This is a genomic window from Hahella sp. CR1 (assembly GCF_029813005.1).
Lineage (GTDB): Bacteria > Pseudomonadota > Gammaproteobacteria > Pseudomonadales > Oleiphilaceae > Hahella.
In genome coordinates, this window is sequence record NZ_JAPELK010000002.1 from 580,380 (window position 1) to 591,703 (window position 11,324).

General features: G+C 54.0%; 12 protein-coding genes. All 12 read left to right on the forward strand.

What is annotated here, in order from left to right:
- Positions 1-195 precede the first annotated feature (195 nt).
- The 12 genes from ONV78_RS08085 to ONV78_RS08140 all read left to right on the forward strand — a co-directional run bounded on the left by ONV78_RS08085 (position 196) and on the right by ONV78_RS08140 (position 11,210).
- The gene (locus ONV78_RS08085) at positions 196-1,155 is read left to right on the forward strand and encodes a MoxR family ATPase (protein ID WP_279502431.1); all 960 of its coding nucleotides are present in this window, start codon (positions 196-198) and stop codon (positions 1,153-1,155) included.
- A 29-nt stretch (positions 1,156-1,184) separates the two neighbouring features.
- The gene (locus tag ONV78_RS08090) at positions 1,185-2,111 is read left to right on the forward strand and encodes a DUF58 domain-containing protein (RefSeq protein ID WP_279502433.1); all 927 of its coding nucleotides are present in this window, start codon (positions 1,185-1,187) and stop codon (positions 2,109-2,111) included.
- Positions 2,111-2,575, forward strand: a complete 465-nt coding sequence (locus tag ONV78_RS08095; RefSeq protein ID WP_279502435.1) for a DUF4381 domain-containing protein — start codon at positions 2,111-2,113, stop codon at positions 2,573-2,575. The genes ONV78_RS08090 and ONV78_RS08095 overlap by 1 nt, the downstream gene beginning before the upstream one ends.
- Entirely contained in the window at positions 2,569-3,603 is a 1,035-nt protein-coding gene (locus tag ONV78_RS08100; protein ID WP_279502437.1) for a VWA domain-containing protein, read from the forward strand. The genes ONV78_RS08095 and ONV78_RS08100 overlap by 7 nt, the downstream gene beginning before the upstream one ends.
- Complete coding sequence (locus tag ONV78_RS08105; protein ID WP_279502438.1) at positions 3,600-5,609, forward strand: VWA domain-containing protein; 2,010 nt, start codon at positions 3,600-3,602, stop codon at positions 5,607-5,609. Before ONV78_RS08100 ends, ONV78_RS08105 begins: the two co-directional genes overlap by 4 nt.
- A complete protein-coding gene (locus ONV78_RS08110) occupies positions 5,603-7,339 on the forward strand; it encodes a BatD family protein (protein WP_279502439.1) in 1,737 nt (578 codons plus the stop codon). Before ONV78_RS08105 ends, ONV78_RS08110 begins: the two co-directional genes overlap by 7 nt.
- 13 nt (positions 7,340-7,352) lie before the next feature.
- The gene (locus tag ONV78_RS08115; protein WP_279502440.1) at positions 7,353-7,955 is read left to right on the forward strand and encodes a hypothetical protein; all 603 of its coding nucleotides are present in this window, start codon (positions 7,353-7,355) and stop codon (positions 7,953-7,955) included.
- Between the two features lie 186 nt (positions 7,956-8,141).
- Entirely contained in the window at positions 8,142-8,993 is an 852-nt protein-coding gene (locus tag ONV78_RS08120; protein ID WP_279502441.1) for a hypothetical protein, read from the forward strand.
- Positions 8,994-9,121: 128 nt separating this feature from the next.
- Positions 9,122-9,424: a hypothetical protein gene (locus ONV78_RS08125; protein WP_279502442.1), complete on the forward strand. Its 303-nt coding sequence runs from the start codon at positions 9,122-9,124 to the stop codon at positions 9,422-9,424.
- Positions 9,425-9,487: 63 nt separating this feature from the next.
- Positions 9,488-9,703: a dodecin gene (locus ONV78_RS08130; protein WP_127969428.1), complete on the forward strand. Its 216-nt coding sequence runs from the start codon at positions 9,488-9,490 to the stop codon at positions 9,701-9,703.
- Between the two features lie 289 nt (positions 9,704-9,992).
- Positions 9,993-10,466: a hypothetical protein gene (locus ONV78_RS08135; RefSeq protein ID WP_279502449.1), complete on the forward strand. Its 474-nt coding sequence runs from the start codon at positions 9,993-9,995 to the stop codon at positions 10,464-10,466.
- A gap of 6 nt (positions 10,467-10,472) precedes the next feature.
- Positions 10,473-11,210, forward strand: a complete 738-nt coding sequence (locus tag ONV78_RS08140) for a phosphoribosyltransferase (RefSeq protein ID WP_279502450.1) — start codon at positions 10,473-10,475, stop codon at positions 11,208-11,210.
- Positions 11,211-11,324 lie beyond the last annotated feature (114 nt).

The following is an 11,324-nucleotide window of genomic DNA, read 5'->3' on the forward strand; positions in this document are numbered from 1 at the left end:
GTTTATTGTTATGACGAATAATTAATAACGAAACAAAGTTAATTATTGCAGAATGCTTTCACGTTGGCGCTGGACGCCTGCAGCCGAGTTTCCTAACATCTTAAGCCCGCTACAGGCCCGGAACCTCCGGCGGATGCGTCGAGGGTTTGTTGACGTTTTTGGAAGAACAACGCAAACACTGGTATTAGGTTAAGCATGTCCTTACAGGCCACTCTTCTCGATCTAAAGAACCAACTCAGTGAATCCATTATCGGACAGTCGCACCTGCTCGATCGGTTGCTGATATCTCTGCTCGCTGACGGCCACTTATTGGTCGAAGGGGCGCCCGGTCTCGCCAAGACCAAAGCAATCAAAGAACTGGCTTCCAATATTGAAGGCGACTTCCAGCGCATTCAGTTCACTCCCGATTTACTGCCCGCGGACATCACCGGTTCCGACATTTATCGTCCGGAGACCGGGAACTTTGAGTTCCGTAAAGGCCCTATTTTTCACAACCTGGTGCTGGCGGATGAGATCAACCGCGCCCCCGCCAAAGTGCAAAGCGCGCTGCTGGAAGCCATGGCGGAGCGGCAGGTTACCGTGAGCGGACGCAGTTATCCGTTAAACGGCCTGTTTATGGTCATGGCCACGCAGAACCCCATCGAGCAGGAAGGCACCTATCCATTGCCGGAAGCGCAGCTGGACCGTTTTCTGTTGCACGTCCGCATTGATTACCCGGACTCAGAGTCCGAGTTGAACATTCTGCGTCTGGCTCGCCATGAGGCGGCAGGGCCTAATGTCAAAGAGACGCAACCTCTGGAGCAGGAAGCCATTTTCCAGGCTCGCAAAGAAGTATTGAACGTCTATATGGCCGACTCTGTTGAGCAGTACATCGTTCAGATCATCATGGCGACCCGTTTCCCCGAAAAATACGACGCCAAGCTGGCGGAGTGGCTTGAGTACGGCGGCAGCCCCCGCGCCACCATCGCCCTGGATCGATGCGCCCGCGCGCACGCCTGGCTGAACGGCAAAGATTTCGTGGCCCCTGAAGACGTACAGGCGATGGCCTTCGACGTTCTGCGCCACCGTCTGATCACCAGCTTCAAAGCGGAAGCGGAAGGGGTATCGACAGACAAAGTCATCGCCCGTTTGCTGGAGCAAGTTCCCGTTCCCTGACATTAATCCTGCAGCGCCCACAGGACACAATGAATCAACATCGCGTTTACTGCCAATTGGATGAACTCATTCAACTGCGCATCGCCGCCGCCCGACTCAGCTTGCGCTTTGATCCGCGCAAACTGCAGCAGCAGGCGGGGGCGCACTTGTCGCGCTTTCGCGGGCGCGGTATGGATTTCGCCGAATATCGTCCTTATCAGGAAGGCGACGATCCCCGCTCCATTGACTGGAAAGTCACCGCCCGCCGCAGTCGCCCGTTCACCAAAGTTTTTCACGAGGAAGTTGAGCGTCCGATACTGATTCTGGTGGATCAGTCCATCAGCCTGTTTTTCGGCAGCCGTCGCGCCTTCAAATCCGTACTGGCGGCGGAAATCGCTTCTCTATTGGCCTGGGCCGGTCTGGCGCAAGGCGATCGTATCGGCGGGCTGGTGTTCTCTCATTTGGGACATCAAGCGCTGAAGCCCTCCCGGCATCCCCGTCAGGCGCTGCGTATTCTGGAGTGCGTCAACTCGTTCAATCAGGCGCTGAGCCTGCAGCAGAGCGAAGCCAGATTCAGTTTTAACGATGCACTGCTGGAGTTGCGCCGTATCGCACGCCCCGGCAGCCAATGCTTTATTATTTCCGACTGGCGCCAGTTCGACGCCACCAGCAAAAATCTGCTGTTCGATCTGCGCCGACACAGCCAGGTATTGCCGTTTCAGGTATTTGACCCGTTGGAGCAGACCCTGCCACCCGGCAACTTTCGCATTACCGACGGAAGCGCTCACCTGGATCTGGACACCCGCAACGAGCGCCTGTCCCAGCGTCTGAAAAATGAATACGAGCAGTGGCAAAACCAGTTGCTGCAGGAGCTCGCCTCGATTGGTCTAGCCTGCGCCCGCCTCTCCACCTGGGAAGATCCGGCGGAGAAGCTGCACCAGCTGCAGTTCTCCAACGGCGCACGAGGAGCCGCCTGATGGACCCGACGCAATCCTTACAGTTGCTGGATATCATGGAGCCCTCCCCTTCAGGCTGGTGGCCGTTGCCTTGGGGATGGTGGTTCGTGATTCTGGAGTGTTTTTTCGCCCTGGTGGGGCTCATCTGGCTCGGACTGTGGCTGTATCGCCGCCACAAGCGCACCAAAGCCTCGTTGACCGTACTGGAACAACACTGGCGCGAATTCAATGACCATGGTCGTCCCGGCGATTTTCTCGCCAACGTCAACCTGGTACTGAAGCGTCATTGCCGCACCTTGGGCCTGCAAGCCGCTCTGCCGCTATCCGGCGACGCCTGGGGAGCTTTCCTGAAGCAACATCTGCCCGCGGGTCAGCACAGCCATATCGACGCCTATCTGCGAAGCCTGTACAGCCCGCGCCCAGACCTGCCCCCAGACGCCGCCTACAAAGCTGCGCAACGCTGGATAAGGAGGCTGCGGTGCTGACCCTCGCCTGGCCATGGTTGTTGCTGGCGCTCCCTCTTCCCTGGTTAATGAAAAAGCGCCATAAGAATGAAGAAGGACGCAATCTGGCGTTACGGGTTCCCTTCTATCAACAGGCCGCGCTGGTGCTGGAAGGCGCCGATACCGGTTCAAGCAATGCGCCCAGCGGCCACTGGAGCGCGATACTACAAGTCCTCGCCTGGACCTTGTTGGTGCTCGCGGTTTGCCGACCGCAATGGCAGGGCGAGCCCATCCCCATGGACTACGAAGCCCGCGATCTCATGCTGGCGGTGGATATCTCTCCCAGCATGCAGGAAACCGATTTGCAGTTGAAAGGCTATCAAGCCACCCGGCTGGACGTAGTAAAGTCCGTGGTCACCGACTTTATCCAGGTCCGTCAGGGGGATCGTCTGGGATTGATTCTGTTCGGCGCCCAGCCTTACATTCAGGCGCCGCTGACCTACGACCTGATTACCGTAGGCGAACTGCTGAATGAAGCCACCCTGGGCATCGCTGGCAACGCCACCGCCATTGGGGACGCTATTGGACTGGGAATCAAGCGCCTGCGGGAACGTCCCGCCGACTCCCGAGTACTGGTGCTGCTGACCGACGGCGCCAACACCGGCGGCGAAGTCTCCCCCGAACAAGCCGCCAAACTGGCCGCCGAAGCCGGCATTAAAATCTATACCGTCGGCGTTGGCGCAGACGAAATCATTCGCCGCGGCATCTTCGGCTACCGTAAGGAAAACCCTTCCGCCGACCTGGACGAAACCCTGCTGCGAAGCATCGCCGACCAGACTGGCGGCCAATACTTCCGCGCCCGCAATACCGGGGAATTGGAGCAGATCTACGAATCCATCAACCAATTGGAGCCGATCAAACAGCAGCAGCGTTTCTTCCGTCCTAAAACAGAGTGGTATTGGGCGCCCTTATTGGCAGCGCTCGCCCTGTTGTCAATTTGCTGGCTGGCGCCCGCCCTCGCCGGGTTCACTCGCCGGAGCGCGCCGACGCAGCTGGAGGAGGCGCCATGATGGAGTTTTTGACGCAATTTCACTTCCTGCGCCCCACCCTGTTATTGCTGGCGCCGGCGTTACTGGCGCTGCTGTTTCTTATGCGCCGTCGCAGAAACGGGCAAAACTCCTGGCACACCTTATTACCGCCGGAGTTTCTCGCCGCGCTGAGCGAGACGCCCCCGCAAACAGTAAAACGCAGCGGCTTCTGGTTATGGCCGCTGATTCTGGTTTTATCCGTCGTCGCATTGGCTGGCCCCACCTGGTCGAAACAGGAAACGCCAGTCACGCTGAAACAGGAAGCGTTGGTGGTCACTCTGGATTTATCCCTTTCCATGCTGGCGACCGACCTGACGCCCAATCGCCTGACCCGCGCCAGACAGAAAGTCTATGATCTGCTTGACGCCCGTAAGGAAGGACAAACTGCACTGGTGGCGTTCTCCGGCAGCGGCCATGTCGTGGCGCCGTTAACCGAAGACGGCAATACTCTGCGCGCCATGCTGCCTGCGCTGGACCCGTTTATCATGCCGGAAATGGGCAGCAACGCCGCCGCGGGTATTGAATCCGCCCTGAACGTCATCAAACAGGCCGGCGCCGCCAACGCCCGTATTCTGTTGATCACAGACGGCGTTGAGGAAGTGGATGTGCAGCCGATCAATGACCAGCTCAGCAAAGCCGGCGTATCCATTTCCGTACTGGGCGTCGGCACCGATGACGGCGGTCCGATCCCTATTCCCAACCGAGGCTTTATCAAACAGGGCGACCAGGTCGTCGTGGCGAAACCGAACTTTGCGTTGATGCGCGAAATCACAGGACGCCCCGGCGACCGTTTCAGCAAAATGACGCTGGACAACGCTGACCTGCGTCGTTTGTTGCCCAGCGCCAATTCCACGCATTTCAAAGACGCCAATGAGGACAGCACGCTGCAAGGCGAGCAATGGCATGACGCCGGCTACCTCCTGCTGTTAATCGTGATTCCTCTGCTGCTTTGGCAATATCGTCAGGCTGGCGTCGCATTGTGTCTGTTGGTCTTGCTAGCGAAACCGCAAGTCTCTCACGCGTTGGAATGGGAGAACCTCTGGTCCACGCCGAATCAGCGGGGCTGGGAATTCTATCAGGATAAAAAATACGAAGACGCCGCGAACGCCTACGACAGCCCAATGGGTAAAGGGGCCGCCTATTTTCGCACCGGCGACTACGCTAAAGCGGAAGCGGAGTTCGGCAAACTGGATTCGGCGAACGCCCATTACAATCGCGGCAACAGCCTGGCCTATCAGCAGCGCTACGAAGAAGCGATCAAGGCTTACGAGGAAGCCTTGAAACGCGATCCAGATTTGTCAGACGCAGAGGAAAACAAACGTAGGCTGGAAGAGTTTCTGGAACAGCAAAAGCAGCAACAGCAACAGCAACAGCAACAGAACAGTCAGGACCAAAATAAAGATCAGCAGCAATCGGATCAGAAGAACGCGGACCAACAACAGAGTCAGCAGCAGAACTCATCGGATTCGCAAAAAAATCAATCCAACTCGCAGCAGCAAAACGGACAACCCTCCGATCAAGACAACCCAGGGCAACCGGGCCAGCAAGGCGGAGATCCAGGGCGGCGGCAACCGCAAAATAAAAATGCGGATAAGCAGGACGGCTCCTCCGCCCAGGATGCGCAAGAACAGCAAAATGCGGAACAAGCGCAAAACGGGGACAAAGAAGACGAGGCTGATCCCAAAGACGCCGCTTCCAAAGCCGCCAGCGCAGAGCAACAAGAGGCCGAACAAAAAGAGGACGGCAAAGAGGCGCAGACAGCCGGAAAGGTTGGCGAACCTGAATACGCCACGGATAAAGAGCCGTCGGAAGATGCAGCCGCCGCCCTATCAGACAATATTTCATTGAAGGACCAGCAGACAGAGCAATGGCTGCGCAGGATACCTGACGATCCCGGCGGCCTGCTGCGCAGAAAGTTTCTGCAACAATATCAACAAGGCTCGCGTCCTTCTTCGTCCAAACAAGACAGCGGTAGACCCCTATGGTAACTCCTGTAAACCGGATTTTATGCCTGCTCATGCTATGTGTTCTCAGCCTGGGAGCCTGGGCGGAGGACAGCCTGAACGTCAGTGTGGACCGCCAGGAAGTCAGACAGAATGAATCATTGCAGCTGACGATCACCAGCAAGCTGGAAGTCGACTCCGCCCTGGATTTCTTTAATTTGAACACCTTGTCCGTACCGCAGCCGGATGTCGGCGAGCTGGACAAAGACTTCGAGGTCATGGACCGTCAGCAAAGCTATCGGGTGCAGATCGAGAACAACAAGAACAACTCCATCATCACCTGGGTCTACACCCTGCTGCCCAAGCGCAGCGGCGATCTGGAGATTCCAGCGGTCAAGTATAAGGACAATGAGTCTCAGCCGATCGCCATCAAGGTGGTTGAGACCAGCCAGCAGGCGGTAGCGAAGGAAGAAAAACCCGTCTTCCTGGAAGCGGAGGTGGACAACAAATCCGTCTACGTGCAGCAACAACTGATTTACACCATCCGCCTGTTCTACAGCGACGATATGCTGCGTGGCGAGCTGACCCACCCTGACCATCCAGACATTCTGGTCAAACAGCTGGGCAAGCAAAAGGAATACACCCGCTACGTCGGCTCCCGCCGCTTCAGCGTGGTAGAGCGACAGTACGTTATCTTCCCCCAGAAAGCCGGCAAGATCGCCATCCCCGAGCAGATTTTCACTGGCACCCTGGCCCAACGCCGCATCGGTCGCCGTTTCTACAGCGAGGAAAAATCTCCCGCTGTGGAGATAGACGTCAAAGCCCCGCCCGCTTCATTTTCCGGCAAACAATGGGTGCCGGCGCAGAGCCTGAGCATCCGTGACGTGTGGAGTGATCCGGCGCGGGAAATCAAAGTCGGCGACTCCTTAACCCGAACCATCAGCGTGCAGGCGCTGGGCATCGAAGGCGTACAGATTCCTCCTCTCGATAGCGTCAGTGCGGATGGCGTAAAAGTCTATCCAGAGCCTGAAAGCATCGACACGGAAGAGCACGCGGCGGGCGTCACCGGCCAGCGCAAGGAAACCCAGGCCCTGGTGGCGATCAAGCCGGGAACCTACACCCTGCCCGCCGTCAGCATTCCATGGTGGGACGTGACCAATGATGTGGAGCGCGTGGCGACGCTGCCGGAACGCACTATTACTGTATTGCCCGGCGCTCAATCCGCCGTCGTCAATACGCCTGCCGCGCCGTCGCAGACAACGCTGGCGGACGACAAGACCGACTTAAGCCTGGACTCAACGCCTGAACCGTTGTCCTCGCCCACTTCCGTCCCGTCAGACTCTGGCGTATTTTGGCCCACCCTATCCGGGCTGCTGCTGATCGCCTGGCTGGCCACCTTATACGCCTGGTGGAGAAAGCCGACTATCGTCAAACCTGTCATGCGGGAGCACCCGCGCCAAGGCGCGCAGCATATCGAGTTGAGTCAGTTGAAGAAGCTGGCGAAAAGCGATGTCGTCAAATTCGTGGACCTGTATACCCGCTGGCTGCAGCAAGCCGCCCTGGAACAGCGCTATGCTCACCATGTGCTCAATCAACTGCGCGAACTCAGTCGGGAGCCGCTCAACCAGCTGCAGCGCGATCTGTATGGGCCGAACGCCCATGCCGCCAATGCGGATTTAAGCGAGTTGGCGCTGAAGCTGGTGGCGAGCAGCGAGCAGGCGATCAAAGCCGAGTCCAATAACCAGGGTGAGCCCGCGCCCCTGTACCCCACTTAGGCCACCCACCCTCATGGCGGATTTCAGCGTAGAAGCCACTCGACTCGCACACTATGATGGCTGTCGGTATGCCCTGTTTCATCAAGGAGCCCCGCTCAGCTATCTCGAAGCCTTACAGCTTCTGGAGGAGAATCCGGCGTTCCGAGCGTTCTTCAATTCGATTTTCGCCTCCGCCGACAGTTCCGGCTATTTCTGGGAATCGCCGCCTTTATCCAGCGCCAATGAGAGCCAGGCTTGTGAGTTTGTCTTGATCAACAGCGACCCGCTCACACGTCTGCAGCCGGACTGGCGGCCTTTCGCCAAGCCGTTTCGCGCCTCTCGTCAGTCCGATCTGGTGGCCGCATTCAACAATCTGGGCGGCGACGCCCGTCTGGTGGCGCCTCGGCCGCAGACAAAACAGTGCGACTACGCTCATCTGGCCCGCTTTATCCGCAATGCGCCGCCGCAACAGGTGGATGCTTTCTGGATATACCTGGCCAGAGAAACGCTGGCGCGCATTGGCGAGCAGCCCGTCTGGCTCAGCACCGCCGGCCTTGGGGTGTCCTGGCTTCACGCGCGCATCTGCGTCACGCCCAAATACTATCGCTACGCGCCCTACGCTGCGCACCCCGCGTAATTCACCGCCCGGAAATATTCCCATCACCTGCTAAACTTAATAGATGCGCAGTATTCTCTGTGTCTACCAGTGACTGATTCCTCCTTCATTCACAATAGTCTGAGGGAGTCGCCAGTCCCTGATCCAGCCGCCAGCAAGGGATGTTGTCAAGGAGGGTCCCGGTATTGACGCTTAGAGGCATATTGATTGACTCACATACTTTTTCTAACGCAGCGCTACCTGGCCGGACTGATCTGTCTGCTGACCGCCATCTCGTCTGCGCCAGCCTGGGCTCAAAAAGAAACCGTTAAGCTCAAGGTCGCTCACTTCGTCGAAGCCGGCAAAGACGGCGCTTACTATAGGGAATTAATAGAAAGCGCACTAACGCAGGCGGGCTATGAGTACGAAATTACTACCTCTCAGCCATTCCCGCAGAAACGCGTCATTCAGATGCTGGACAAAGGCGACGTCACTATCGCCTGGATGCTCCCCACAGCGGAGCGCGACAATCACCACGTCCGGGTGCCGGTCCCTATCACCAATGGCTTGATCAGCAAGCGGATTATGCTAATCCCGGAAGGTCGTCAGGCTATTTATGATCAGGTTCGCGATCTGGAGGATTTTCGTAACCTGAACAAAGTGGCGGCAATTGGTAAGGCCTGGTACGACCGACGCGTCTGGGAGCATAACCGTCTGCCGGTAATGATCTTCGACGGCGACTGGACCGCAGCATTTCGCCCGCTGGCGCAGGGAAATCGCGGCATTGATTACTTCCCCCGTGGAGCGAACGAAATTATCCGCGAGTCACACAAATACCCCGGCCTGGACATTGAAAAAAACCTGTTGCTGCAATATCAAAGCGACTTCTATTTCTACCTTTCTCACGACGCCCAGTCCCATGTGGACGCGATGACGGACAGCATGAATCGCGCGCGCAGCAGCGGTTTGATCGATCGTTTAATAGAGAAATACTGGGGAGAAGACCTTGCCGAATTGAAATTATCACAACGCAGGGTTATCCATCTGGACTCGCCTCCCGAAGAAACCTCGTCACCTTGAACTGAGCGCGCTCAGCCCCCCCTTCCCTCTCCTACTTATCACTCTCTCCCCTCGCCATGATCAAGCCTTCAAACCGGGACGCTTAGGGTTTATCCTTGCAGCCCACAACATCAAAGGGTTTCAGAATTATGAGCAACGTTAAGTACAAAGTGGACGGCGTGGAAGTCAGCGTTGAAGAGTTTCGTCAGGATGAAGACAGAAGCGCGGCGGAAGACTTCCTGGTCAACGCCTACCAGGAGACCTTGGGCGACATGGTCTGCTCCGAGCATGGCGAAAAAACCGGCTACGAATTGAATTACGAGTCCGATAGCGGTCAGTGCAAAATCCGCACGGAAGCCTGCTGCGAGAACTTCGACCGTGATCTTAACATGGCGTTGATGATGAAGATGTCCGAGCAGGCGGAAGCAAACCGCTCCGATGACGACATTTAAGCAAGGACATTTCTTGCTACACTGACGAAGGAGCGTCCGTCATAGAAACAAAGGAGAGTTCACATGTCAGATCATCATACCTACAAGAAAGTGGAAGTGGTCGGTTCATCCAAGAACAGCATTGATGAAGCCATTCAGAACGCCATTCGGGAGTGCTCCCGCACCATCAAGCACCTCGAATGGTTCGAAGTCACGGAAACCCGCGGCCATATCGTCAACGGCGAAGTCGGCCACTTTCAAGTCAGCCTGAAAGTCGGCTTCCGTATCGAGAACAGCTAAGTTCCTGCATGTTACTAAGGGGTCAGCAAGACCCCATTTATGAAAACTCCCCTCCTAGTATAGGACAGCCTAGAACTATATCTCCTCAGAGTAGATGCAAACATCTGATGATCAAAGCTAGAGAAAGCACGTCCTTTTAATATCAAAACCTTGTATTTACCATAGACTTGGTCTAGAAGTATGTAATACGAATCAGCGGTCGCTATATATCAAAATAGAATAGCATGACCTCTCTAAGAGACCATATGAAAGCCTTTTTATAGATTCCACTAAAGTCCAGTAAAGTGTCATGAAGAAAGTGAAGCACCTGTATAAAGAGTCTTTCATAACTTGGTTTTTATTTGACTACTTACTGCCCGTCTTATTTATCATTGGATTCTGGCTAGTAGCTGCGCTGTTAATAAAAATGCCCTATGCATTCGAAAGAGTGCTATCTACAGCAGATTTGATGCCTATTGCAAGCATTTTAATGCTAAGCGTCTTCAGGGAAATTGACGCCGAAATAAAACTTAACAGAGTCCCTGAAAAAATTACGATAACCGTTCAGAAAAATTTAGCAATATTTTTCCCCATAGTAATACTTTGCGTTTACTGCATCGCAAAGTACTACACAATGAACTACACATTTCCAACCGAGAATGGAAAAGAAATAGACAACATAATCAAAGCAATACCCTATGCTTCATTTATAAGTATAATTTTCTCAGGGATATTTTGCTTCTCAGCAAAATGGGCGATTATTAGCTCATTAAAGGCAGAGTAGCCAGAAATGAGTCACAGCGATATAGAATCAATTTTTTATGCATTCTCAGCCCTGTTGTCAGTCTCATCTATAGTTTTTCTATTATTAGGACTACGGTTCAGAAGAACGTCTTTAAACGAAAAATGTCATAACAAAAAATATTACTCTCGAGTTAACAACATCATAGAGAGCACAGACGAGTTACTGACAAGGAAGCTAACACCAAATGAAACACTAACTCATAGTGCTGCAGAAATAGGAATTGGAAACATAGAGTATCTTCTAAAAAACATATTAACGTCTGAAAATTCCAAGCCTTATCTATTTGGAATAAATAAAGGAGGAGCTCTAATTGCTAACTACCTCTCCCACAGAATGGCCCTACATGAAAAATTCTTAGTTAAATGTGACTACCGTCCTGACATTGATAAAATATACTGTGAGAAAAGAGATATAAGCGGACCAATTGTAATAATTGACGACGTAACAAGGTCAGGAACAACGCTATTCAAAGTTAAAGAGCATATAAAGTCAGTATATCCAGACAACCCTATTTACTGCTTTGTATTAGTTGTAGTAGATAGCAACCTGAATGGAGACACCATCACAAACCTTGTAGATTATGCTCCATGGATCACAGAAAACAAAACAATATCACTTCCCTGGAGCGGAACAACCTCAGAGAACATTAAAATAGATGATTACTTTGATGATACTGAAATGGATCAGATTATTGGAAGGATAAAAAACCTAGATGCTGCATAAAGCTTAAGACGCATCAACCATGCTTATAAAACTATATTTTTCTCAGACATCCAAAACACTCAACTTAGAATAAAGCTGCCTGACTAGCATCTTATTTCCACATTTTTAAGACAT